The sequence below is a fragment of the Ilumatobacter sp. genome (assembly GCF_039969435.1).
Taxonomy (GTDB): Bacteria; Actinomycetota; Acidimicrobiia; order Acidimicrobiales; family Ilumatobacteraceae; genus Ilumatobacter_A.
This window is the reverse complement of record NZ_JBDVNU010000030.1, coordinates 212,493-235,566: the sequence shown is the minus strand read 5'-3', so window position 1 is coordinate 235,566 and position 23,074 is coordinate 212,493. Positions and strand designations below refer to the sequence as shown.

26 protein-coding genes and 1 pseudogene are annotated in these 23,074 nt (G+C 67.0%); 25 read left to right on the top strand and 2 right to left on the bottom strand.

Annotated features, from left to right (window positions below):
* Positions 1-28: 28 nt before the first annotated feature.
* From rplX to truA, 20 genes and pseudogenes are all read left to right on the top strand, one after another.
* Complete coding sequence (rplX, locus tag ABJK40_RS16020; RefSeq protein WP_348478430.1) at positions 29-331, top strand: 50S ribosomal protein L24; 303 nt, start codon at positions 29-31, stop codon at positions 329-331.
* Positions 331-957 (top strand): 50S ribosomal protein L5, encoded by a 627-nt coding sequence (rplE, locus tag ABJK40_RS16015; RefSeq protein WP_348478410.1) that lies wholly within the window; start codon positions 331-333, stop codon positions 955-957. The genes rplX and rplE overlap by 1 nt, the downstream gene beginning before the upstream one ends.
* A 21-nt stretch (positions 958-978) precedes the next feature.
* Positions 979-1,164, top strand: coding sequence for a type Z 30S ribosomal protein S14 (locus ABJK40_RS16010; RefSeq protein ID WP_348415490.1), 186 nt, complete (start codon positions 979-981; stop codon positions 1,162-1,164).
* 19 nt (positions 1,165-1,183) lie between these two features.
* Complete coding sequence (gene rpsH / locus ABJK40_RS16005) at positions 1,184-1,588, top strand: 30S ribosomal protein S8 (RefSeq protein ID WP_348478429.1); 405 nt, start codon at positions 1,184-1,186, stop codon at positions 1,586-1,588.
* Between the two features lie 29 nt (positions 1,589-1,617).
* Positions 1,618-2,166, top strand: a complete 549-nt coding sequence (gene rplF / locus ABJK40_RS16000) for a 50S ribosomal protein L6 (protein ID WP_348478409.1) — start codon at positions 1,618-1,620, stop codon at positions 2,164-2,166.
* Between the two features lie 2 nt (positions 2,167-2,168).
* Entirely contained in the window at positions 2,169-2,537 is a 369-nt protein-coding gene (rplR, locus tag ABJK40_RS15995) for a 50S ribosomal protein L18 (RefSeq protein ID WP_348478407.1), read from the top strand.
* Positions 2,537-3,220 (top strand): 30S ribosomal protein S5, encoded by a 684-nt coding sequence (rpsE, locus tag ABJK40_RS15990; protein ID WP_348478405.1) that lies wholly within the window; start codon positions 2,537-2,539, stop codon positions 3,218-3,220. The genes rplR and rpsE overlap by 1 nt, the downstream gene beginning before the upstream one ends.
* Positions 3,220-3,399, top strand: a pseudogene (gene rpmD / locus ABJK40_RS15985) (50S ribosomal protein L30); the annotation flags it as partial. The gene rpsE and the pseudogene rpmD, both read left to right, overlap by 1 nt.
* 125 nt (positions 3,400-3,524) lie before the next feature.
* Positions 3,525-4,037: a 50S ribosomal protein L15 gene (rplO, locus tag ABJK40_RS15980; protein WP_348478404.1), complete on the top strand. Its 513-nt coding sequence runs from the start codon at positions 3,525-3,527 to the stop codon at positions 4,035-4,037.
* A 423-nt stretch (positions 4,038-4,460) separates the two neighbouring features.
* Entirely contained in the window at positions 4,461-5,786 is a 1,326-nt protein-coding gene (secY, locus tag ABJK40_RS15975; RefSeq protein WP_348478402.1) for a preprotein translocase subunit SecY, read from the top strand.
* A 24-nt stretch (positions 5,787-5,810) separates the two neighbouring features.
* Complete coding sequence (locus ABJK40_RS15970) at positions 5,811-6,476, top strand: adenylate kinase (RefSeq protein ID WP_348478400.1); 666 nt, start codon at positions 5,811-5,813, stop codon at positions 6,474-6,476.
* A gap of 519 nt (positions 6,477-6,995) precedes the next feature.
* Positions 6,996-7,634, top strand: coding sequence for a TetR/AcrR family transcriptional regulator (locus ABJK40_RS15965; protein WP_348478398.1), 639 nt, complete (start codon positions 6,996-6,998; stop codon positions 7,632-7,634).
* Positions 7,635-7,877: 243 nt separating this feature from the next.
* Positions 7,878-8,102 carry a translation initiation factor IF-1 gene (gene infA, locus ABJK40_RS15960; RefSeq protein ID WP_348478428.1) on the top strand — a complete coding sequence of 75 codons (225 nt, stop codon included), beginning with the start codon at positions 7,878-7,880 and terminating at the stop codon, positions 8,100-8,102.
* 9 nt (positions 8,103-8,111) lie between these two features.
* Complete coding sequence (rpmJ, locus tag ABJK40_RS15955; RefSeq protein ID WP_015440432.1) at positions 8,112-8,225, top strand: 50S ribosomal protein L36; 114 nt, start codon at positions 8,112-8,114, stop codon at positions 8,223-8,225.
* Between the two features lie 22 nt (positions 8,226-8,247).
* Entirely contained in the window at positions 8,248-8,628 is a 381-nt protein-coding gene (rpsM, locus tag ABJK40_RS15950) for a 30S ribosomal protein S13 (protein ID WP_348478397.1), read from the top strand.
* The gene (gene rpsK / locus ABJK40_RS15945; protein WP_348478396.1) at positions 8,628-9,023 is read left to right on the top strand and encodes a 30S ribosomal protein S11; all 396 of its coding nucleotides are present in this window, start codon (positions 8,628-8,630) and stop codon (positions 9,021-9,023) included. Before rpsM ends, rpsK begins: the two co-directional genes overlap by 1 nt.
* Before the next feature lie 26 nt (positions 9,024-9,049).
* Positions 9,050-9,667: a 30S ribosomal protein S4 gene (gene rpsD, locus ABJK40_RS15940; protein WP_348478395.1), complete on the top strand. Its 618-nt coding sequence runs from the start codon at positions 9,050-9,052 to the stop codon at positions 9,665-9,667.
* A 101-nt stretch (positions 9,668-9,768) separates the two neighbouring features.
* Positions 9,769-10,701 (top strand): DNA-directed RNA polymerase subunit alpha, encoded by a 933-nt coding sequence (locus ABJK40_RS15935; RefSeq protein WP_348478394.1) that lies wholly within the window; start codon positions 9,769-9,771, stop codon positions 10,699-10,701.
* 31 nt (positions 10,702-10,732) lie between these two features.
* A complete protein-coding gene (gene rplQ, locus ABJK40_RS15930; protein ID WP_348478393.1) occupies positions 10,733-11,101 on the top strand; it encodes a 50S ribosomal protein L17 in 369 nt (122 codons plus the stop codon).
* Between the two features lie 144 nt (positions 11,102-11,245).
* Positions 11,246-12,292: a tRNA pseudouridine(38-40) synthase TruA gene (gene truA / locus ABJK40_RS15925; RefSeq protein ID WP_348478392.1), complete on the top strand. Its 1,047-nt coding sequence runs from the start codon at positions 11,246-11,248 to the stop codon at positions 12,290-12,292.
* On the opposite strand, the gene ABJK40_RS15920 is transcribed toward truA, so the two are convergent.
* Positions 12,211-14,337, bottom strand: coding sequence for an EAL domain-containing protein (locus ABJK40_RS15920; protein WP_348478391.1), 2,127 nt, complete (start codon positions 14,335-14,337; stop codon positions 12,211-12,213). The two genes, truA and ABJK40_RS15920, sit on opposite strands and share 82 nt — an antisense overlap.
* Positions 14,338-14,666: 329 nt before the next feature.
* On the opposite strand from ABJK40_RS15920, the gene rplM reads away from it, so the two are divergent.
* From rplM to ABJK40_RS15895, 5 genes are all read left to right on the top strand, one after another.
* Positions 14,667-15,119 carry a 50S ribosomal protein L13 gene (gene rplM / locus ABJK40_RS15915; protein WP_348478389.1) on the top strand — a complete coding sequence of 151 codons (453 nt, stop codon included), beginning with the start codon at positions 14,667-14,669 and terminating at the stop codon, positions 15,117-15,119.
* 39 nt (positions 15,120-15,158) lie between these two features.
* Positions 15,159-15,551 (top strand): 30S ribosomal protein S9, encoded by a 393-nt coding sequence (rpsI, locus tag ABJK40_RS15910; protein WP_348478388.1) that lies wholly within the window; start codon positions 15,159-15,161, stop codon positions 15,549-15,551.
* Positions 15,552-15,564: 13 nt separating this feature from the next.
* Positions 15,565-16,977, top strand: a complete 1,413-nt coding sequence (glmM, locus tag ABJK40_RS15905) for a phosphoglucosamine mutase (RefSeq protein WP_348478386.1) — start codon at positions 15,565-15,567, stop codon at positions 16,975-16,977.
* A gap of 240 nt (positions 16,978-17,217) precedes the next feature.
* Positions 17,218-20,625: an SIS domain-containing protein gene (locus ABJK40_RS15900; protein WP_348478385.1), complete on the top strand. Its 3,408-nt coding sequence runs from the start codon at positions 17,218-17,220 to the stop codon at positions 20,623-20,625.
* A gap of 7 nt (positions 20,626-20,632) precedes the next feature.
* Positions 20,633-21,019 carry a holo-ACP synthase gene (locus ABJK40_RS15895; protein ID WP_348478384.1) on the top strand — a complete coding sequence of 129 codons (387 nt, stop codon included), beginning with the start codon at positions 20,633-20,635 and terminating at the stop codon, positions 21,017-21,019.
* 42 nt (positions 21,020-21,061) lie between these two features.
* Here the strand turns inward: ABJK40_RS15895 and ABJK40_RS15890 are convergent, their stop codons facing one another.
* Entirely contained in the window at positions 21,062-23,062 is a 2,001-nt protein-coding gene (locus tag ABJK40_RS15890; protein WP_348478383.1) for a cation:proton antiporter, read from the bottom strand.
* Positions 23,063-23,074: the final 12 nt, after the last annotated feature.

Genomic DNA, 23,074 nt, shown 5'->3' with positions numbered 1-23,074 from the left:
TCGAGAGGTCACGAACAAGAGGGTTCCGATGAAGCTCCGCAAGGGTGACACCGTCGAGGTCATCACCGGCAAGGACAAGGGCACGCAGGGCGAGATCGAGCACGTCTACCCCAAGACGGGCAAGATCGTCGTCAGCGGCGTGAACACCGCGTCCAAGCACTCCAAGCCGAGCCGTGCCAACGAGCAGGGCGGCATCATCGACAAGGACATGCCCTTCGATGCCAGCAACGTGATGTTGGTGCACAAGGGCAAGAAGGTCCGTCTTGGCTACAAGCTCAAGGACGACGGCACCAAGGTGCGCATCGCCCGTCCGAGCGGAGAGGAAATCTGATGGCCGACACGCTGGACATCCCCCGCCTGAAGCTCAGGTACAACGACGAGATCTCGGCGAAGCTGAAGGACGAACTCGGGATCGGGAACGTCATGCAGATCCCGAAGCTCGAGAAGATCGTCATCAACATGGGCATGGGTCGCGCTGCTGCGCAACCGTCGCTCATGGATGCGGCGCTCGACGATCTCACGGTGATCACCGGTCAGAAGCCGATCGTCACCAAGGCATCGAAGTCGATCGCCAACTTCAAGCTGCGTGAGGGCCAGGCCATCGGCGCCAAGGTCACGCTGCGCGGCGACCGGATGTGGGAGTTCCTCGACCGCCTGATCGCCGTGGCGATCCCTCGTATCCGCGACTTCCGCGGGCTCCCGGCACACAGCTGGGACGGTCAGGGCAACTACACGTTCGGCCTCAACGAGCAGTCGATGTTCGCCGAGATCAACCCGGACAAGATCGACCACCCCCGTGGCATGGACATCACCATCGTCACCACGGCGACCGACAACGCAGGCGGCTACGCGCTGCTCGACGCCTTCGGCTTCCCCTTCAAGAAGGGCGAGGACGCGGCGAACGCACCTCGCAAGAAGCGCAGCAAGCGTCCCCAGTACGGCAAGAAGAGCAAGTGAACGGCCTGAGAAGAGACTGACATGGCAAAGAAAGCACTCATCAACAAGGCCAACAAGAAGCCGAAGTTCAAGGTTCGCGCCTACACGCGCTGCCGACGCTGCGGCCGTCCCCGTTCCGTCTACCGCAAGTTCGGTCTGTGCCGGATCTGTCTGCGTGACCTCGCTCACGCCGGCGAGATCCCCGGTCTGACGAAGAGCTCTTGGTGAGCCGGAAAGGAATCGAAGAATCATGCTGACCGACCCCATCGCCGACATGCTCACACGTGTCCGCAACGCCAACACCGCCATGCACGACGAGGTGCGGATGCCCTCCTCGAAGCAGAAGGTGGCACTCGCCAAGGTCCTCCAGGCCGAGGGCTACATCGCGAGCTTCGACACCGCTGCGTCCGACAAGGGACCCGGCGAGGTGCTGACCATCCAGATGAAGTACTCCGAGGATCGTGATCGCACGATCAGCGGAATCCGCCGCATCTCGACGCCGGGCCTGCGGGTGTACCGCCAGGCCGGCTCGATCCCCCGTGTTCTCGGTGGGCTCGGCGTCGCCGTCCTGTCCACCTCGAACGGCCTGATGACCGACCGCGAAGCGCGCAAGCGCAAAGTGGGCGGCGAGGTCCTCTGCTACGTCTGGTGACGAGCAGGATTCGTAGAGAGTAGGAACGAATGTCCCGAATCGGAAAAGCACCCATCACGGTCCCGGCCGGCGTGGAGATCAAGCTCACACCTGGCCACATCTCGGTCAAGGGCCCCAAGGGCTCGCTCGAGCGCGTGATCCCCGGCAACGTCGGCATCACCATCGAGCAGGAGGGCGACACCCTCACGGTGGTGCGTCCCAACGACGAGAACAAGACCAAGGCGCTGCACGGCCTCACGCGCAGCCTCGTCAACAACATGGTCATCGGCGTGACCGAGGGCTTCAGGAAGACCCTCGAGATCCACGGCGTCGGTTACCGCGCCGAGCAGCAGGGCCCCAACAAGCTCCGCATGAACCTCGGCTACAGCCACACCATCGACGTGAATGCCCCTGAGGGCATCGTGTTCGAAGTCCCCGCACAGACCTCGGTCGTCGTGACCGGCATCGACAACGAGATCGTCGGTCAGGTCGCGGCAAACATCCGCAGCCTCCGCAAGCCCGAGCCGTACAAGGGCAAGGGCGTCCGCTACGCCGGCGAACGCATCATCCGCAAGGCCGGCAAGGCAGGAAAGAAGTAGTCATGTCGAAAGTCGCAGCAAAGCGCCGCACCGGGCGGATCCGACGTCACCGTCGTGTCCGCAAGAAGATCCACGGGACCGCAGCGCGGCCCCGGTTGGCCGTGTTCCGGTCCAACAAGCACCTGTCCGTCCAGGTGATCGACGACGACCGGGGTGTCACCCTGGCCGCCGCGTCGACCACCGAGGCCGACATGCGTGCCGCCGGATCGACCGCATCGGTCGACGCCGCAACGAAGATCGGACAACTCGTCGCCGAGCGCGCCAAGGCCGCTGGGATCGACACCGTGGTGTTCGACCGCGGTGGATTCGCCTACCACGGACGCATCGCGGCCGTGGCGTCTGCTGCACGTGACGCAGGACTGGAGTTCTGATGGGTTTCGGAGGAAACAACCGAGGAGACAGCCGCGGCGGTCGTGACGGAGGTCGCGAGCGCGCTCCCGATCCCGACGGTCTGCGCGAGTCGAGGGTGATCACGATCAACCGTGTCGCCAAGGTCGTCAAGGGTGGTCGTCGCTTCAGCTTCACCGCCCTCGTCGTGATCGGCGACGGCAACGGCCGCGTCGGGCTCGGCTACGGCAAGGCCAAGGAAGTTCCCTTGGCCATCCAGAAGGGCACCGAGGAAGCTCGGCGCAGCCTGTTCACCGTGCCGATGGCCGGTGGCACCGTCATCCACGAAGTCCTCGGCCGCACCGGTGGTGGACGCGTGATGATCAAGCCGGCGTCGGCCGGTACCGGCGTCATCGCCGGTGGCGCCGCGCGCATCATCCTCGAAGAGGCCGGCGTCCACGACGTGTTGTGCAAGAGCCTTGGCTCGGCCAACCACATCAACGTGGCACGCGCCACGGTCGACGGCCTGAAGCAACTGCAGCGGCCGGACGACGTGGCCGCACGACGTGGGCTCCACATGGACGAGTTCGTCCCCAAGGGTCTGCTCGACGCGTACAACGAGTCGAACAAGAAGCCGGGTGCCCGTGACGAGAAGGCGACCGACGGTGGAACCACCGACGCCGCTGCCGAGTCCGACAAGGCCCCCGCAGAAACCGGAGCCAAGTGATGGCCGAGATCACCGTGACCCAAGTCCGTTCGTCGATCGGCACCAAGCCCAAGCACCGCGGAACACTGCGGGCCCTGGGGCTCGGCCGCATCGGCAAGACCAACACCCTTCCCGATCGTCCTGAGATCCGCGGCATGATCGCTCGCGTCCCGCACCTCATCGAGGTCGGCGAGAACATCGACGGCCCGCAGGGCAGCAGCAAGGCCAACGAGTCCGGCGAGTCCGTCAGCGACGCCGTCGAGGCGATCGTGGAGACCGTGGCCGACGAGAAGGCCGCCGATGCCGAAGCAGAGGAGAGCTGAACATGAAGGTCCATGACCTCAAGCCCGCAGCGGGTTCCACCAAGAGCCGCAAGCGCGTCGGTCGCGGTACCGGCGGCAAGGGCGGCAAGACCGCCGGCCGTGGCAGCAAGGGCCAGCGCGCCCGCAATACGGTGCACCGTTCGTTCGAAGGTGGCCAGACGCCGCTGTTGCGTCGTCTCCCGAAGCTGAAGGGGTTCAACAACCCGTTCCGCGTCGAATACCAGGCGGTCAACCTGCACACCCTCAGCGACCTCGCCGAGAAGATCGGCTCGTCGGACATCACCCCCGACGTGCTCGTGGCCAACGGCGTCGTGCGCAAGGGAGCGTTCGTGAAGATCCTCGCTCGCGGGGAGATCACCACGAAGCTGAACGTCAGCGCCCACGGTGCGTCGGCAGCCGCCAAGGAGGCCATCGAGGCCGCCGGCGGTTCGATCACCATGATCACCCTGCCGTTCAAGGAAGAGGGCAAGGCCGGTCGCCCGGCTTCCTCCGGCAACCAATTCATGAACCGCTGATTCGGGCCGATTCGCCCGATTGCTGCGTTGCCACATCGCTGCTCGTTGCCGGGAGGCAACTCGGCTCGTGGCGCCTTGCACTCGGACAAATCGTTCCCGAATCAGTGAACTGAACGCATCGACTCGATGGCTCGCACTTCGGTGCGGGCCACCGGTCGTTTTCGGGCCCGATCGCCGTCGTCGGTGTCCGTGCACCGGCCGGCGTGAGGATCGGCCCGCTCCGGGGCGGGGTCCGGCTCACGTCGACGTTCCGTCGAGCGGTTGCAGCACGTCGTGCGACGTCCGCCGTTCGTGGTCACGTCCGGTGCATCAGCGGCGCGCCGCTCGGGATCGCGGTGGACTCGCTGATATCCTCGCCGCTGGCCTGCGCGCCGGTGTGCGCCTCGCCCCTCTCGCCTCTCAAGTCAAGGATCCCGGTACTCGGTGCTCTCGAATCTGTTGAACGTCTTCAAGATCAGCGACCTACGCAACAAGTTGTTGTTCGTGGTCGCCATGGTCGCCGTCTACCGACTGGGTGTGGCCATCCGCGTTCCCGGCGTCGACCCGATCGCCATCGAGCAACTGCGTGCGTCGGCCGACGAACAGGGAGCACTCGGCTTCCTGAACCTGTTCTCCGGTGGTGCGTTCGAATCGTTCTCGATCTTCGCCCTCGGGATCATGCCGTACATCACGGCGTCGATCATCATGCAGGTGCTCGGAGTCGTGATTCCCAAGCTGGAGGAACTCCAGCAGGAAGGCGCCGTCGGCCAGCGCAAGATCACGCAGTACACGCGCTACGTCACCATCGGCCTCGCCACGTTGCAGGCCACGGGCCTCGTGTTCATCTTCGGAACGGGTCAGGGCCAGGCGTTCTTCACGGCCGGTCCGCCGACCAACGTTCCGTTGCTCACCGGCGGCATCTGGCCACGCGGCTATCTGATCATCCCCACCCTCGTCGCCGGCACGGCGATCCTGATGTGGCTGGGTGAGCTGATCTCGCAGCGCGGCATCGGCAACGGCATGTCGATGGTGATCTTCGCCTCCGTCGTGGCATCGCTGCCGGGCGGCTTCCTCGGCATCCTCCAGTTGAACAAGGTGTTCTGGTTCGTGGCGATGGTGATCCTCACCATCGGCATCGTGATCGCCGTCGTGTTCGTCGAACTCGGCCAACGAAGGATCCCCGTCCAGTTCGCGAAGCGAGTGGTCGGACGGCGGATGATGGGTGGCCAGAACACCTACATCCCGTTGAAGGTCAACCAGGCCGGCGTGATCCCGATCATCTTCGCCAGCTCGATCCTGCTGCTCCCGGTGATCTTCTCGAACGTGCTCGGCGGCTCCGACCCCGACAGTTGGCGGGGCAGGATCCAGACCTGGATCAGCGACTACATCGTCAACCCGCAGAACCTGATCTACGTGTCGATCCTCGCGGTGATGATCATCGCCTTCGCCTACTTCTACAACTCGATCGCGTTCGACCCGATCCGCCAGGCCGACCAACTCCGCAAGCAGGGTGGCTTCATCCCCGGTATCCGTCCCGGTCCGCAGACCGAGAAGTACCTCGGCAAGGCGGTCAACCGGATCACGCTGCCGGGTGCCGTCTTCGTGGCGATCATCGCGATCCTCCCGTACCTCCTGCTCATCGCCGCGAACGTGAACTCGTTCGGCTTCGCCGGCACCAGCGTGCTCATCTCGGTCGGCGTGGCACTCGAACTGATGCGCCAGATCGACAGTCAGCTCACGCTGCGCAACTACGAAGGCTTCCTCAAGTAGGTCGCACGAGTTGGTCGACTCCTCATGATTCCGGGCGCCCGCCTCATCATCCTCGGGCGACAAGGTGCAGGCAAGGGCACACAGTGTGTGCGCCTCAGTCGTCACTTCGTCGTACCGCACATCTCCACCGGAGACATGTTGCGCGCCGCCGTGCGCGAGAAGACCGAACTCGGGCTGATGGCCAAGGAGGTCATGGATGCCGGCGGCCTCGTGTCCGACGACATCATGATCGGCATCGTTCGTGACCGTCTCTCGGCGCCCGACGCCGACACGCGTGGCTACATCCTCGACGGATTCCCGCGCACGCTCGACCAAGCCGTCGCACTCGATGCGATCTGCGACGACCTCGGCAAGCCGATCGACGTGGTGCTCGACCTCAACGTCCCGCGCGAGATCGTGCTGGAGCGGATCTCGGCCCGCCGGGTCTGTCGCGACTGCGGTACCAACTACACCGCGTCAGGCAACGAGCGCAGCCCGTGGATCTGCGACGTGTGTGGTGGCGACGTCATGCAGCGCGACGACGACACGCCCGAATCGGTGAACCGTCGCCTCGATCTGTACGAGGAGCAGACCTTCCCGCTCATCAAGCACTACGGCGACCAGAACCGACTGTCGGTCGTCAACGGCGTCGGTCAGCCCGAGGCGGTGTTCGACCGGCTGGTGAAGGCCGTCGAACAGAGCCGGCGGTGACCACGCGGTGAGCCTCTCCGATCACGGTGACGATCCGACCTCGTACGGATCGCTCCCGGCGCGAGTGCCGTCGGCGGCCACTCTCGTCTTCGACGGGTATTGAGGCTTCTGCACGAGGTCGGCCAGTTGGCTCGACCGACTCGATCGGCACAGACGGGTGGAGATCGTGGCGGCTCAGGCCCCGGGGGTCCGGGAACGGACGGGTCTGAGCCCGTCACAGACCGATCGCGCGGCGTGGACGGTGAGCGGCGACGTCCGCGTCGCCGGTCCTCGAGCCGTCGGGCTGTTCCTGGCGGTTGCATGGGGGAGTCGGGTGCCCTTGCTGGTGTGGCGGATGCCGGGCACACCGTGGCTGCTCGATCGCATCTACGAGTGGATCGCGCGCTATCGCCATCGTCTGCCCGGGCGGACCCCCTGGTGCGTCGATCATCCCCACGGGTGCGAACCACCCCCACCGACGTGAACGGTGCGGCGTGCTCCGCTGAAGACTGCCGATGTGTCGTCCGTCATACTTCGACGGTGGGGACCTCGGAGACAGCAGCGCCGCGACGGCGAGGTCGGCCACCCGCCACGGACTCGGCGGCCACCAGGACGGCGATCCTGGACGGAGCTCGGTTGCTCTTCGGTGAGCGTGGGTACGGCGCCGCCACCAACAAGGACCTCGCCGCAGCGGCCGGGGTGACCACCGGGGCGCTGTACCACTACGTCGAGTCCAAGCTCGACCTCTACGTGGGCGTGCACAAGGACATGCAGCGCCGCATCTACCAGCGCTTCCAGCGCGCCGAGGCCTCGGAGCGCACCTTCCTCGGCAAGTTGTCCGCGGTCCTCGACGCCGCACAGCAGATCAACATCGAGGACCCATCGCTCGCCAAGTTCGTCGGCGTCGTGCGCGCCGACGTCCGCAGGTACCCCGAGGTGGCCGAACGGCTGGCCGCGGAGGACGCCGCCCGGGAAGGGTTCTTCCTGGACCTGGTCGAGGTCGGGGTGTCCACGGGCGAGGTCCGACCCGTGGACGTGCCCGCCGTGCGTGAGTTCGTCCGGGTGATCCTCGTGGGGCTGATCGAAGGCACGTCCGATGCACCGGACCGGCAGCGGCGGGCGATCGACAGCATCATGGGGGTGCTGCGCGGCGACCTGGTCAGACCCGTCGAGGGGTGACCACGGGCGCGGACCCGGGCCCGTCCACTCGCACATGTGACGCGCGCTCTCGTGCGTTCGCGCGTGGAACCCGAGGAGCCCACCGTTAACATGGTCAGCCGGTCTGGCGACAGATCGAGAACACGCATGCCGTCGGCCGTATCCAGCTGAGCACCAAGTCGACGACATGGAAACCGTACCTCACCAGGTGCGGAACACGAAGACAAAATGGTGTGAAGCACAGATGGGTGAAGGAGCAGTCCCCTGCCGAAGCCAAAGGAAGATGCGATCGTCCTCGAGGGCAAGATCCTCGAGTCGCTGCCGAACGCCATGTTCAAGGTCGAACTCGACAACGGACACCAGGTGCTCGCGCACATCTCCGGAAAGATGCGGATGCACTACATCCGCATCCTGCCTGGCGACAAGGTCCAAGTGGAACTGACCCCGTACGACCTCACCCGAGGCCGTATCACCTACCGGTACAAGTAGAGAGAACCCATGAAAGTACGACCAAGCGTCAAGCCGATGTGCGACAACTGCAAGGTGATCCGTCGTCACCGTCGCATCATGGTGATCTGCACGAACCCCCGTCACAAGCAGCGCCAGGGCTGAAAAGGATTACAGGTACACACTGATGGCACGCATTGCCGGTGTCGACATCCCCCGCGAAAAGCGGTTGGAGATCTCGCTCACCTACATCTTCGGCATCGGGCTCACGACCTCGCAGAAAATCTGCACGTCGCTCGAGCTCGACCCGAACACCAAGGTCTCGAATCTGACCGAGGACGAGATCAACAAGATCCGTTCCTACATCGACGACAACCTCACCATCGAAGGTGACCTGCGTCGAAACGTTCAGGGCGACATCAAGCGCAAGATCGAGATCGGTTGCCTCCAGGGCGTCCGGCACCGCAAGGGCCTGCCGGTCCGCGGTCAGCGCACGCACACCAACGCTCGTACTCGCAAGGGCCCCAAGCGCACCGTGGCCAACAAGAAGAAGGCGGTTCGCAAGTAATGGCGAAGCCAGCACAAACCCGTCGGCCGCGCAAGCGTGACCGCAAGAACGTCACGACCGGTGTGATCCACATCAAGTCCTCGTTCAACAACACGATCGTCTCGATCACCGACCCGCAGGGCAACGTCATCGCCTGGGCGTCGTCCGGTGTCGCCGGCTACAAGGGCAGCCGCAAGAGCACCCCCTTCGCCGCTCAGCTCGCCGCCGAGAAGGCAGCACGTGCCGCACAGGAGCACGGCTTGCGCCGCGCCGAAGTGCAGGTCAAGGGTCCCGGTTCCGGCCGCGATGCCGCCGTGCGCAGCATCCAGAGCACCGGCATCGAGGTCATCTCGATCAAGGACGTCACCCCCGTGCCCCACAACGGTTGTCGCCCGCCCAAGCGTCGCCGCGGCTGAGCGCAGTTAGGAAGCAGTAGAGAATCATGGCTCGTTACACCGGACCCAAGGTGCGCATCTCGCGCCGCCTGGCCACCAACATCTTCGAGAACGAGAAGGGTCGCAAGGCGCTCGAGCGCCGCCCCTTCCCGCCGGGTGCACACGGTCGCACCCGCCGCCGCAACGCCGGCTCGGAATACCTCGCCCAGCTGCAGGAGAAGCAGAAGGCGAAGTACATCTACGGCCTGCTCGAACGCCAGTTCAAGAAGACCTACAACGAAGCGGTCCGCCTCGACGGCCCCTCGGGTGAGAACCTGCTGCGGTTGCTCGAGCAGCGCCTCGACAACGTCGCCTACCGCGCGGGCTGGGCATCGACCCGGCCGCAGGCCCGTCAGTTCGTCAACCACGGCCTGATCAGTGTCAACGGCAAGCGTCTCGACATCCCGAGCTACACGGTTCGCAAGGGCGACGTCGTCTCGCTGTCGCCCAAGGCCGCCAAGATGATCGTGATCCAGCACAACATCGACACGCTCGACCGCTCCCTCGTGGGTTGGCTCGAGCAGGGCGATGGCGGCAAGGAAGTCACCGTCCGCAGCCTCCCGCAGCGCGACCACATCGACATCCCGGTGCGCGAATCGCTCATCGTCGAGCTCTACTCCAAGTAGATCTCCGCGTTGCTCTCGTCGGCGGCTCCCCGCCGATGCGCACTCGAACCCCGTCTCTCGACATCTGTTTCTCGAACACCCCGGAAAGGTCCTGGCACCAAATGCTCGTCATGCAGCGCCCCACCATCGAAGCTCTCGGTGAGGAGTCCGACAACCGCCAGAAGTTCGCGGTCGGCCCGCTCGAGCCCGGCTTCGGCCACACGCTCGGCAACTCGCTTCGCCGCACACTCCTGTCGTCGATCCCCGGCGCGGCCATCACGACCGTGCGCTTCGACGAGTCGCTCCACGAGTTCGACACCATCACCGGTGTCACCGAGGACGTCACCGACATCATCCTGAACCTGAAGGACATCGTCGTCACCTCGGTGTCGAGCGAGCCCGTCACCCTGCGCCTCGACGTGCGCGGCGCCGCCGACGTGACCGCCGCCGACATCGAGTGCCCGTCCGACGTGGAAGTGCTCAACGGCGAACTCCACATCGCCACGCTCAACGCCAAGGGCCGCCTGGCCATCGACCTCACCGTCGAGCAGGGTCGGGGCTACCTGTCGAGCAAGCGCGAGGACGACAACCGCACGATCGGCATGATCCCGATCGACGCGATCTTCAGCCCGATCCGTCGGGTGTCGTTCGACGTCGAGCCGACCCGTGTCGAGCAGGCCACGAACTACGACCGCCTCGTGATCGAAGTCGAGACCGACGGGTCGATCACCCCGGCCGAGGCACTGGCTTCCGCCGGCGCGACGCTGCAGGCGTTGAGCGAACTCGTCGCCACGATGTCCGACGAGCCCCAGGGCCTCGAACTCGGCGAGATCGTCGACGTGGCCGTGAGCTCGCCTGACCTCGATCTCCCGATCGAGGATCTCGACCTCTCGGAGCGTCCGAACAACTGCCTCAAGCGGGCCCAGGTCAACACGGTGGGCGAACTGCTCACCAAGACCGAGGACGACCTGCTCAACATCACCAACTTCGGCCAGAAGAGCCTCGACGAAGTGAAGGCCAAGCTCGACGAGCGCGGCCTGACGCTGCGCGGCTGACACGCCTGCACGGACAAGAAGGAAACATCTCATGCCCACACCCCGCCGCTCACGCCGCTTCGGCTCCTCGTCGTCGCACCAGAAGCTGATGATGGCCAACCTCTCGGCCTCGCTGTTCGCCGCCGAAGGCATCTCGACCTCCGAGGCCAAGGCCAAGCACCTCCGCCCGATCGTGGAGAAGCTGATCACCAAGGCCAAGAAGGCTCAGGAGGAAGGCCCGATGCAGGTCCACCGCATCCGCCAGATCCAGAGCCAGCTCGGTGATCGCGAGATGACCTACAAGCTCGTCCACGACATCGCTCCGCGGTACATGGAGCGCAACGGCGGGTACACGCGCATCCTCAAGCTCGGCACGCGTCACGGTGACAACGCCGAGATGGCACGCATCGAACTCGTCTGACACGACACACCACGATCGCATGGCGGCGCAGCTCGACTTCGTGTCGGTTCGCCGTGATCGACCCCGTCCTCTCGTCCGCGTGAGGTTTGCGCGGCCAGCGGCCGCACGAACCTCACGCGTTCGTTCGTTTTCGGATCGGTGAGCGTGGCCGACGACCGACCGACGGATGACGAGGTCGATCCGGTCGCTGCCGGCATGCGGGTCGATCGTGACGATCAAGTCGATGGCAACGACTCGCCGGCCCGCCGCAATGCGTCGATGGTCGTGGCCTACGACGGGACCGACTTCCACGGGTTCGCCGAGTCGCACGGCGTGACCACCGTGATGGGAACGCTGCGGGCGACGCTCCAGCAGGTCCTCCAGGTCGATCTCGACCTCACCGCAGCTGGTCGAACCGACGCGGGTGTCCACGGCTGGGGCCAGGTCGTCACCGGACGACTCCCCGCGAGCGTCGACCTCGACCGGCTGCAGCAGTCCGTGAATCGGATGTGCGCTCCGGCGATCGCGATCCGTTCGTCGCAGTGGGTCCCCGACGACTTCGACGCACGATTCAGCGCCACGTCGCGGGCCTATCGGTACGACGTGTGGAACCATCCGCACCCCAACCCGCTCGTCGCACGCACGTCGTGGCACGTGCCCCACGCCCTGGACCTCGAGGCGATGAACGAGGCGGCAGCGCACCTCCTCGGCCAGCACGACTTCGCCAGCTTCTGTCGCCGTCCCACGAGCCGGGACGGACACCCGGAGAAGTCGTTGGTGCGAATCCTCCAGCGAGCGGAATGGCACCGGGTCGGGTCGAGCTTCGACCGCGGCAGCAGCACCACGCCCGAAGCGGGCGGCCGTGCGGAGCCGACCGCGACCCCGCCGTCGGACATGCTCCGATTCGACGTCGCGGCGACGAGTTTCTGCCACCAGATGGTGCGCAGCATCGTCGGCACCCTGGTCGATGTCGGCCGTGGTCGTCGTGCCCCGGGGTCGATCACGGACACCCTGGCCGCGCTGGATCGTGCGTCGGCGGGTCCGGTCGCTCCGCCGACGGGACTCGTCCTGTGGCACGTCGGCTACGACGGAGTCCGTTGGGACGCCGGGCGGCAGAGCGCCCGGGCGGCTCAGGCGTTGGCGTCGGTGGAGGCGACGTCGATGCGCGGGAGGAGCGCGAACACCTCGTCGGGTGGCACCGCCGGCGAGTAGAGCCAGCCCTGGAACGCGGTGCAGCCCAGTGCCACGAGGCGGTCACGTTGGTACGGCTGTTCCACGCCCTCAGCGACACAACCGAGTTGGAGGCTCTCGCTGAGACCGATGATCGCCGTCGTGAGGTTCGTCGCCGCGGGGTCGACGTCGATCCCGGCGATGAACTTGCGGTCGATCTTGACACCGTCGACGGGAAGCTCGAGCAGGTGCGAGAGGCTCGAGTAGCCGGTGCCGAAGTCGTCGATCGACACGTGAGTGCCCGCTCGACGGAGTTCCTGCATGTTGTCGAGCGACGTGACTCCCGGGGCGAGCAGGTCGGTCTCGGTCAACTCGACGACGATCTGTTCCGGACGTGCTCCGTGGAACGAGCACCGTTCGAGGAAGTGAGCGGCGAATGCTGCGCGTGAGATGACCTTCGGATCGACGTTGACGTGGACCTCCACGTCGCCGTGCCCGGCGTCGGAGAGCCGAGACGCGAATGCGAGCGACATGTCCAGCACCCGCTCGTCGACGGCTTCGGCGAGCCCGGCCATCTGCGCGATCGGGAGGATCTCGTTGACGCCGAGGACGCCGCGGACCGGATGCACCCAGCGCACGAGTGCCTCGACCGACAGGATCCGTCCGTCGGGATCGACGATCGGTTGGAAGAACGGTTGGATCTCGCCCGACGTGAGTGCGCTGCGGAGTTGGTCGAGGTGGGCTCGGCGCTTGTTGATCGAGTCGACCGAGATCTCGCCGGACTCCGGGTCGGCGTTGCGCTTGATCCGCATGAGTTCGTTGCTCGCACTCGCGAGCACGGATTCGAGACCCTCGGGGTTCGGATCGAAGGACACCGCCGTGCGGAGACCGACGTTGATCTCCTGACCGTCGATCTGGATCGCGCGTGCGACGTCACGCCCGACGCGTTCACGAAGCATCTCGATCGCCGAGTCGCTGGCCGATCGGACCGCCAACACGAACTCGTCTCCCCCGAATCGTGCGGTCAGCAGGTCGGGCCAGCGAATCTCGTCGATCCGGCTCGCGACGGCACTGAGGACGGCGTCTCCCACGGTCTCGCCGTACAACTCGTTGATCGAGCGGAAGCGCATCACGTCGACGATCATCAGCCCGAGGCCTCCGCCCTGGGCGATCAACTCGTTGGCAGCCTTCATGAACCCGTGACGGTTCAGGAGCCCGGTTCGGCCGTCGTGGTGGGCGAGGAAGTCGACGCGATTGCGGGCGTCGGTCAGCCCTGCGGCGACCTGGCCGGACACGATGTAGCCACGCACCGTCGAGTCGGCGCACATGTTGTTCACGGTGAACTCGCACGTGATCGACTCACCCGAGGTCGCCGTGAAGCGCGCATCGAGGTGCGCCGACTCGTGCGGGCCGAGCGCCGAGATCACGTCGACGACCTGCGCCCGGTCGTCGACGTGCAGGAAGTCGGTGAACTGCTGACCCGGGATCAGTTCGGGGTCGTAGCCGAGGATGCGCGTGACGGCACCGTTGATCGATCGCACGGAACCGTCCGGTTCCACCAGCGCGATCATCCCGTGCATGTTGGCCATCACGGAGCGGAGGACGCCGACCTCGCCCTGGTCGAGCTCGAGGCGGTGCCGGTGCGTCGTGTCACGCAGCACCAACACGTTGAGATGGTCGTCGCCCGCCCCCTGGACCGCCCCGCGTACTTCGAGCGCCATCCACGAACCGTGGGCCGTGAGGGCACGGACCATGATCAACTCGCCGACCTTCTTGGTGGTGACCGTCGCCATCGACGCGAGCACGATGTTGAGGTCGTCGGGGTGCAGCAGGTCGAGCACCGAACGGCCGACGATGTCGTCGGGTTCCCATCCGAGCACGTCGGTGACGACCCGGTTGACGTAGAGCAGGGTTCCGCTGGCGTCGATCGCGATGACCGGATCGGGCAGGCTGTCGAGCGCGGACCCGCCCAACGACCCCGGGTCCGACGCGTCACCTTCCACTCTCCGGTATCGGCCGGGTGCGAGCGCGACTTGAGGAGAAATCTCGGATTCTTCGGAGCCGGCGTCGGCGTGTCGGTCGTTCATGGCGATCCGGACACCGTATGCGCCAGGGTGCAACGCGCCCGGCACCGGCGCCGGGCGTTCCGTTGCGAGCCGTCCCTCCGCCGGCCGGGTCACGTCGACGGCCTCGGCGACCCTGCCTGCTTTCTCGGTCCGCCGTCCGGAGGGACGGGTCGGGGCTGCTGCCGATGCCGCGTGTTGGGCGCGGGGTGACGCCGCCGTAGCATTGCGGGGTTCCATGGAGCGGGTCCGTCGTGACCCGTCCACGGATGCTGCTCGCCCAGAGTCTGGTGCGCGCAGTCTGATCCAACCGGTCGGGGCATCGTGTCCTGGCTGCATCGAGAGGGGCCGAGATGGCGACCTACAGTCCGAAACAGAGTGAGATCCAGGCGCAGCGCCAGTGGCACGTCGTGGATGCCGAGGGCATGGTCCTCGGTCGCATGTGCACCGAGGTCGCTCGCGTCCTCAAGGGCAAGCACAAGCCGATCTACGCCCCCCACATCGACACCGGCGACCACGTCATCGTGATCAACGCCGACAAGATCGTCATGACGGCCGGCAAGGCCGAGCGCACGATGAAGTACCGCCACTCCGGCTACCCGGGCGGCATCCGGTCGGAGTCGTACGCCAAGCTCCACGCACGCAAGCCCGCCGAGGCCGTGCGTCAGTCGATCCGCGGCATGCTCCCCAAGGGCCCGCTCGGTCGTCAGCAGCTCACCAAGCTCAAGGTCTACGCCGGCTCCGAGCACCCCCACGGTTCGCAGAAGCCCCAGGCCATGGCCATCGACCACGCGAAGGCCCGCTGAGCGGCCCGCACGACTGACTGACACGAGAACGAGAAACACATGACTGCTCCCCTCACCCAGACCACCGGCCGCCGCAAGCGCGCCGTCGCCCGCGCCTCGCTGCGTCCCGGCACCGGCCAGTTCCTGATCAACGGCAAGACCCTCGAGGCCTACTTCCCGACCGACGCGTCGCAGATGGTCGTCGCCGAGCCGATGAACGTCACCGAGACCCGCGAGTCGTACGACGTCGCCGCCACGATCCACGGCGGAGGCTCGAGCGGCCAGGCCGGCGCCCTGCGCATGGCCATCGCCCGCTCGCTCGTCGAGCTCGATCCCGAAGCTCGCAACCCGCTCAAGGCCGCCGGCCTCCTCACGCGTGACCCGCGCAAGAAGGAGTCCAAGAAGTACGGCCTCAAGAAGGCCCGCAAGGCCCCGCAGTTCACCAAGCGCTGATTCCGGCGCTGCGATGAAGTTCGGCACCGACGGTGTCCGCGGAGTTGCACACGAGGAACTGACCACCGAGTTCGCCGCCCGTCTCGCACGGGCGGCGTCTCGCGTTCTGGGGTCGGACGACGTGATGGCCTCCGACGGCGAGCCCGGGGATCGACCGCGAACCGTCGTGATCGGGGGCGACACCCGCGAGTCCACGCCTGCCTTCGACGAGGCACTGACCGCGGGATTCCTCGCCGAGGGTGTCGACGTGATCCGCCTCGGCGTGGTGCCCACCCCGCTCGTCGCGTTCGAGGCCCAGCACACGGGAGCGATGGGCGCCGTGGTGTCGGCCTCGCACAACCCGTGGCAGGACAACGGCATCAAGCTGTTCGCACCGGGTGGAACGAAGCTGACCGACGAGGTCGAGGCGCGGATCGAAGCGGCTCTGGCGGTTCTCGATGTCGATTCCGCCACCGCAGGCTCGCCGCTCGACGAGAGCGGTACAGCGGATCGCTCGTCGGAACACTCCGACGTGGACAGCTCGGCCACGGTCGTCGACGTCGACGGTGGCTCCGGGTACGCGAGCCACGTGCTGCGGCTCCTCGAAGGACGTGACCTCGCCGGTCTGCGGGTCGTGGTCGACACCGCCAACGGCGCTGCGTGCACCGTTGCACCGGCCATCCTCGCGGCGACGGCGGCCGAGGTGATCGTCGTCGCGGACGAGCCCGACGGCCGCAACATCAACGACGCGTGTGGCGCGACCCACCCGGAGTTCGTCGCGTCGAAGGTGCTGGAGCACCGGGCCGACGTCGGCATCGCGCTCGACGGTGACGCCGACCGGCTCATCGCCGTCGATCACCTGGGCAACGTCGTCGACGGTGACCACATCATCGCCATCTGCGCCGTCGACATGCGAGATCGCGGACTGCTCGCGAACGACACCGTCGTCGTCACGGTGATGACCAACCTCGGGTTCAAGCTGGCGATGGTCGAGGCGGGGATCGAGGTCGTCACGACCGGGGTCGGCGACCGGTACGTGCTCGAGGCGCTGGCCGCCGGAGGGCACTCCCTCGGCGGCGAGCAGAGCGGCCACGTGATCTTCAGCGACCACGCCACCACCGGCGACGGTCTGTTGACGGCGTTGGCGCTCCTCGACATCGTCAAGCGCTCGGGTCGGACGCTGGCCGACATCGCCACCGACTCGATGACGTCGTTGCCGCAGGTCCTCGTGAACGTTCGCGTCGGCGACAGGGTTCCCGACGTGGCCGAGCGCCTGTCCGCCGAGGTGGCCGAAGCGGAGGCCGGCCTCGGCGACACCGGCCGGGTGCTGCTGCGAGCGAGCGGCACCGAACCGTTGATCCGCGTGATGGTCGAAGCAGCGACCGCCGAACAGGCACAGGCGACCGCTGACCGTCTCGCCGCCGTCGCTCGCACCCGCTTCGGCTGACCGCAGTCCCTGCCGAGCGAACCACGCCGTTCTCCGTTGGTCCCCGTGAGCCCTCGACCGCGAGATCGCCGTCGAGGGCTCACACCTGCAGGGAGCGGGTGGGCTGCTCGGTCGAAGTGTGAGTCCTGAACCGCGAGAACGCGGTTCAGGACTCACACCGGACGCGGGTGGCGGGACCCGGTGGCGCAGACGCCACGCCTGTCCGGTCTGCGTCGGACGAAGTCGGTAGCGTGGTCCGCCATGTGCGGCATCATCGGCGTCGTCAGCCGTCCACCCACCCGACCGACCCCACGCGCCGAGAACCTGCTCGGCGGGCTCGACGCGGCGGTCGAATCCATTCCGCACGTCGCAGCGGTCACGGCGACCGCAGCCGAGGTCGACGCCGCGCTGCGGGGACTTCCCGGTGTCATCGCGCTCGCCGGCCAACCCGAACTCGTCGCTGCGCTCACGACCCGACTCGACCGACTCGACATCTTCCGGTCCGAGCGCGAGGCCGAACTCGACGCGAACGACGACGGCCTGTCGGGCGAGTTGCTCGAAGCGGCCAACGCGGAACTCATCGCGCTCGCCGACGTGCTCTGGGCGATCCGCAACGACCGCTTCCGCACCGCCCGCGAGGTCGAGGCACTGGCGGGGCGCGACGCTCAGCCCTCGGCGGTCGCCGCCTACCTCGTCGCGCAGCAGGCGTTCTCCGCGCTCGACCGCCTGGAGGTCCGCGGTCGCGACTCGGCCGGCATCCACCTCTACGTGTGGAATCACGACATCGACGCCCAGTCCCTGGCGGCGCTCGTCGACGCCCGAGGCACCGACCCCCTCTTCGAGAACGGCTCCGTCGTCGCCACGCACGACGCCAACGGCAACTCGGTGATCTCGTTCGTCTACAAGGAAGCCGCCGAGATCGGCGAACTCGGTGACAACACCGCAGCCCTGCGCCGCACGCTCACGAACGACTCGCTGTTCCGGCGAGCGGTGTCGTCGCCCGGCGCTCGGGTCTCGCTGCTCGGTCACACGCGTTGGGCGAGTGTGGGAATCATCAGCGAGCCGAACACGCATCCGCTGAACTCCTCGGAGTCCGAGCAGTCCGGTGCAATGCAACAGGCCGGTGCCGGGGCGCCCTACGTCGTGGCGGCACTGAACGGTGACGTCGACAACCACGGAGATCTGCGCATCGAACACGAACTGCGCATCGCCGCGCCGATCACCACCGATGCCAAGGTGATCCCCACCATCACGTCCCGCCACCTCGCGAACGGCATCGGTGCGGTCGAGGCATTCCGTCGCACGGTGTCCACCTTCGGAGGGTCGGTGGCGATCGGCGCCATGACCGCCGCAGCGCCGTCGACGCTGTTGATCGCACTGCGCGGCAGCGGACAGGGCCTCTACGTCGGTCTCGCGGACGACTGCTACATCGTGGCGAGCGAGCCGTACGGCGTGGTCGAGGAGACCGCCCGCTACGTGCGGATGGACGGTGAGCACGGCGGCGAGATCATCTCGATCGACTCCTCCGTCGCCGGTGACCTCGCCGGAATCGAGCGGTACGCCTACGACGGGACTCCGTTCCCGGTCGGCGACGACGACGTGTCCGTCGCGGAGGTGACGACACGGGACATCGACCGCGGCGACGCTCCGCACTTCCTGCTCAAGGAGATCACCGAGGCACCCCTCAGCTTCGCGAAGACGTTGCGCGGCAAGATCGCGGCCGACCCGGCGTCCGACGTCGACGGCGCACTGCGTGCGGTGGTCGGTTCGGTGGCGCTTCCCGACGACATCTCGGCTGCGCTCGCCGACGGCACGATCACCCGCATCCGCGTGATCGGTCAGGGCACCGCTGCCGTGGCAGGCCAGAGCACGGCCGCGATCCTCGACGAACTGCTCGGGTCCTCGCTCGACGTCGACGCGATCACCGCCACCGAACTGTCCGGCTTCAAGCTCCGGCTCGACATGAGCGACACGCTCGCCATCGCCGTCAGCCAGTCGGGCACGACGACCGACACGAACCGCACGGTCGAACTGATCCGGTCGCGCGGTGGAAAGGTGATCGGCATCGTCAACCGACGGAGCTCCGACCTGACCGAGAAGGCCGACGGAGTGATGTACACCTCCGACGGCCGCGACGTGGAGATGAGCGTCGCATCCACCAAGGCGTTCTACTCCCAGGTCGCGGCCGGCGCGCTCCTGTCGTGCGCCATCGCCGAGGCGACCGGACTCGGTGATGCCCGTCGCCGGACGCAACTGCTCTCGTCGCTGCGCGCGTTGCCCGACGCGATGCGCGCCACGCTCGAACGCCGCGAGGTCATCGCCGACGCCGCACGCCGACTCGCCCCGTCGAAGCGCTACTGGGCCGTGGTCGGCAACGGGCCGAACAAGGTGGCCGCCGAGGAGGTGCGGATCAAGCTCTCCGAGCTCTGCTACAAGTCGATGGCGTGTGACTCCACGGAGGACAAGAAGCACATCGACCTGTCGTCGGAGCCACTGATCCTGGTGTGCGCAGCCGGGCTCGAGGGCTCGACGGCGGACGACGTCGCCAAGGAGGTGGCGATCTTCAAGGCGCACAAGGCGACGCCGATCGTGTTCGCCACCGAGGGCGAGACCCGGTACAGCGCTGACGCAGTGATCGAGGTACCCCACGTCGACCCGACCCTCGGGTTCGTGCTCTCGGCGATGGTCGGTCACCTGTTCGGCTACGAGGCGGCGCTGGCCATCGACGCGTCGGCCCATCCGCTGCGCCACGCACGTGAGGTGATCGAGGAACTGGTCGGCGAGAACCTCTCCGGTGACGATGCGCTCGAGCGGCTGCAGACGGATCTGCGGGTGTCCGCCGAGGAGTTCACCGACGGGCTGCGGTCGCATCTCTACGACGGTCACCTGGAAGCGTCGACCGGCGTGCAGCTGTTCGCGATGTTCGGTCACGTGATGTCGGATCGACCGATGCACGCATACCAGCTCCGGTCGGGCAAGGTCGCCACGCCGTCGGCGCTGATCGACGACCTGGTCGCTGCGCTCACGACCGCGATCGACGAACTCACCCGACCCGTCGACACGATCAAGCACCAGGCGAAGACCGTCACCGTCGGCATCTCGCGCAGTGACGAGGGAATCATCGACCGGCCGCTGGTGCAAGCCGTGCTCGACGCCGGGGCGGGTCGCGACGTGCTCAGTTATCGCACGCTCAAGATCCTCGCCGACATCGACCCCGCGGTCGCCGAGGTGCGCGGCTTCACCCGCTACGGCATCGATGCGTCGAACGAGACCGTCACGATCATCGACCGAGGAGGCATCTCGCGGGATCTCGCCAGCCGTGTCGAAGGGGTCGCCGAGCTGCGCGGTACCAAGCACCGGGTGGCCACCGAGCGCGAGGTGCTCGTGGCGGTCGGGCGTCGGGACGGACGCACCCTGATCTTCGTGCCCGAGGTGAAGGGCGGCGAAACGACGGGACTCACGCTCCTCCACGTGCGCTTCCACGACACCCGACCCGCCGACGTGATGCGCGGTGTGCTGCAGGGATACGACCGCCGCTACGACCGCCTCGTCGACACGGTGTCCGAGACCGAGGGCACCTTCGACGAATCACGCCTCGGCGAGATCCCGGTGCAGCAGCTGCTCGTCGGACCGGTCGTCGACACCGCCGAACTCTTCCGCACGTCGTGATCGACGTGTGGGGCACGCCGTGATCGTCGGCATCGGGATCGACCTGGTCGACATCGAACGGTTCCGCACGTCGTTGCAACGGACGCCGTCCATGCGGACCCGGCTCTTCACGGACGTCGAGTTGGCATACGTCGAACCCAAGGTCGATCCGGTGCCGTCGCTCGCTGCACGCTTCGCAGCGCGTGAGGCCGTGATGAAGTCGCTCGGCCTCGGGCTCGGCGCATTCGGTTTCCACGAGGTGTGGGTCGAGCGGGCCGAGTCCGGGGCGCCGTCGCTGATGGTGACCGGCCGGGCCAAGGGGCTCGCCGACGAGGCGGGCATCGGCGTGTGGCACCTCACCCTCACCCATTCCGCGACCACCGCCGGCGCCTACGTGATCGCCGAGCGCCCGTAGAGGAACCGGGACGGGTGTCGGGGACCTTTGCCTGCCCCGCGGTCACACCGCCGGCAGGTCGGTGCGTGCGGGCGACGTGGCGACGATGGTGCGGTCGTCGAGGCCGCGTGTCTGTCGTACGAATCGACTTCCCAGACCCGCCGCGGTCGACGGCAGCGCCTTGACGATCACGTCGCCTGGCTCCGTCGCCGAGTCGAGCAGGTCGCGGAAGTTGCCGTCGGGTGCGAAGCGGACCTCGTCGGCGACGTGGTCGAGGTCGGACGGACTGCGCGGTGAGGCTCGGCACACCACGAGCGGAACGCGCAGTGAGCGGGCGAGTCGGACGGCGACGGTGGCCGCGAGTTCGGTGGCCCGTCGATGGTCGAGCCGGTCGTCGCTGTCGTCGAACGCGACCACGACGCGTCTGGCCGCGTCGTCGACGGACGCCTCGCGCACGACCAGTACGGGGACCGACGCCGAGGCGAGGAGGGAGTCGATCGACTCCCCGAAGAACGACTCCCGCAGCGTGGACCAACCCTTCCAGCCGATCACGACGCACGTTGCGTCCTGCTCGACCGTCGAGTGGAGCACCCCGGCGGAGCGCGACACGTCCAACCGGACCTCGGACTCGGCCTCCGCTCCCGAGGCCAGCACCATGCGCTCCACCGTGTCGACCAGGTCGTCCCGGCGTTCACGCAGTTCGGTCGGGGTCGTCGCGTACCCCAGAACGGTGAGCGGCACCACGGTGCCCGAGTCCTCCGCGGCCACCGCGGCGGCGATCCGGACCTGGTGGCCAGAACGCGTGCGGTCCGACACCGGCAGCACGACGCGCCGACCGAGACGTTCCAGCTTGGCGGGCGGTGGCGGGAGGCGTGGCACCACCGCCTCGCCGCTGAGTGATGCCAACACGCACGACACGAGGATCACCACGATCACCGCATTGACCGTCGACTCGTCGAGCAGCCCGATGTCGAAGCCGACGAACACCGCTGCCAGCGTTGCTGCGGCCTGTGCGACCGAGAGCGAGAACAGGGCGACGATCTCCGCGCGTCGCCATCTGAAGATCCGACCGGTCACGGCGGCTGCGAGTCCTTTGCCGGCCACGACCGCCACCGTGAAGCCGGCCGCCCGCAGCACCGTCGTCCCGTCCGACACCACCAGCATCGGGTCGATCAGCATGCCCACGGAGATCATGAACATGGGGGTGAGCAGGTTCGATCCGAAGAACGAGATCTGTGAGGACAGTGCGCTCCCACGGACGACCTGGCGGTTCAGTGCGAGGCCGGCCAGGAAGGCACCGATGATCGGTTCGACGCCGGCGATCTCGGCGAGCGCGGCCGAGCCGAAGAGCGCGACCATCACGAACAGGAAGCGCGCGGAACGCTCCTGGCCGATCGATGCGAAGAACCAATCGGTGAGTCGCGGCAGAGCCCACAGGATGGCGATCGCCGCTGCGACCAGAGCGGGTCCGGTGGTGACGGCATACCTCCAGCCGAGATCGCCCTGGTCGAGTCGTGCGATGACGACGAGCACCAGCAGTGCAGCGGTGTCGGTGATCACCGTGCCACCGAGACCGACGGTGACGGCACGGTTGGCGGTCACGCGACCGCGCTGGAACACGGGGTACGCCAGGAGCGTGTGCGAGGACCAGCACGAAGCGAGGAGGAGCGCGGCCGACACCGAGTAGCCCAACGAGAGGTGCATGACGGCACCGATCCCGAACGGCAACGCGAAGGTGAGCACTCCGAACACGATCGTCTGACGGCGCTCGTCGCTGAGTGCGCTGCGTTCCAGTTCGAGTCCGGCTTCGAACATCAAGAAGAGCACACCTGCGGCGCCGAGCAACTCCACGATGCCGGTTCGCTCGAGCACACCGACACCGAACGGACCGATCAGGATCCCGCCGACCATCAGCCCGACCAGACCGGGCAAGCGCAGCTTCTCGGCCACCCGCGGCATCACCAGGATGACGAGGAACAGGACCACGAACACTTCCGCCGGTGCCGACAGAGGCAGGCTCGAACCGATGACCCCCAACTCGATGCTCCGATCGTTCGACGACACCCCCGGCGGGTG

Coding starts and splice junctions, on each gene's coding strand:
- rplX (WP_348478430.1), top strand. CDS start 29: ATGAAGCTCCGCAAGGGTGACACCGTCGAGGTCATCACCGGCAAGGAC.
- rplE (WP_348478410.1), top strand. CDS start 331: ATGGCCGACACGCTGGACATCCCCCGCCTGAAGCTCAGGTACAACGAC.
- ABJK40_RS16010 (WP_348415490.1), top strand. CDS start 979: ATGGCAAAGAAAGCACTCATCAACAAGGCCAACAAGAAGCCGAAGTTC.
- rplF (WP_348478409.1), top strand. CDS start 1,618: ATGTCCCGAATCGGAAAAGCACCCATCACGGTCCCGGCCGGCGTGGAG.
- rplR (WP_348478407.1), top strand. CDS start 2,169: ATGTCGAAAGTCGCAGCAAAGCGCCGCACCGGGCGGATCCGACGTCAC.
- rpsE (WP_348478405.1), top strand. CDS start 2,537: ATGGGTTTCGGAGGAAACAACCGAGGAGACAGCCGCGGCGGTCGTGAC.
- rplO (WP_348478404.1), top strand. CDS start 3,525: ATGAAGGTCCATGACCTCAAGCCCGCAGCGGGTTCCACCAAGAGCCGC.
- ABJK40_RS15970 (WP_348478400.1), top strand. CDS start 5,811: ATGATTCCGGGCGCCCGCCTCATCATCCTCGGGCGACAAGGTGCAGGC.
- rpmJ (WP_015440432.1), top strand. CDS start 8,112: ATGAAAGTACGACCAAGCGTCAAGCCGATGTGCGACAACTGCAAGGTG.
- rpsM (WP_348478397.1), top strand. CDS start 8,248: ATGGCACGCATTGCCGGTGTCGACATCCCCCGCGAAAAGCGGTTGGAG.
- rpsK (WP_348478396.1), top strand. CDS start 8,628: ATGGCGAAGCCAGCACAAACCCGTCGGCCGCGCAAGCGTGACCGCAAG.
- rpsD (WP_348478395.1), top strand. CDS start 9,050: ATGGCTCGTTACACCGGACCCAAGGTGCGCATCTCGCGCCGCCTGGCC.
- ABJK40_RS15935 (WP_348478394.1), top strand. CDS start 9,769: ATGCTCGTCATGCAGCGCCCCACCATCGAAGCTCTCGGTGAGGAGTCC.
- rplQ (WP_348478393.1), top strand. CDS start 10,733: ATGCCCACACCCCGCCGCTCACGCCGCTTCGGCTCCTCGTCGTCGCAC.
- ABJK40_RS15920 (WP_348478391.1), bottom strand. CDS start 14,337: ATGAACGACCGACACGCCGACGCCGGCTCCGAAGAATCCGAGATTTCT.
- rplM (WP_348478389.1), top strand. CDS start 14,667: ATGGCGACCTACAGTCCGAAACAGAGTGAGATCCAGGCGCAGCGCCAG.
- rpsI (WP_348478388.1), top strand. CDS start 15,159: ATGACTGCTCCCCTCACCCAGACCACCGGCCGCCGCAAGCGCGCCGTC.
- glmM (WP_348478386.1), top strand. CDS start 15,565: ATGAAGTTCGGCACCGACGGTGTCCGCGGAGTTGCACACGAGGAACTG.
- ABJK40_RS15900 (WP_348478385.1), top strand. CDS start 17,218: ATGTGCGGCATCATCGGCGTCGTCAGCCGTCCACCCACCCGACCGACC.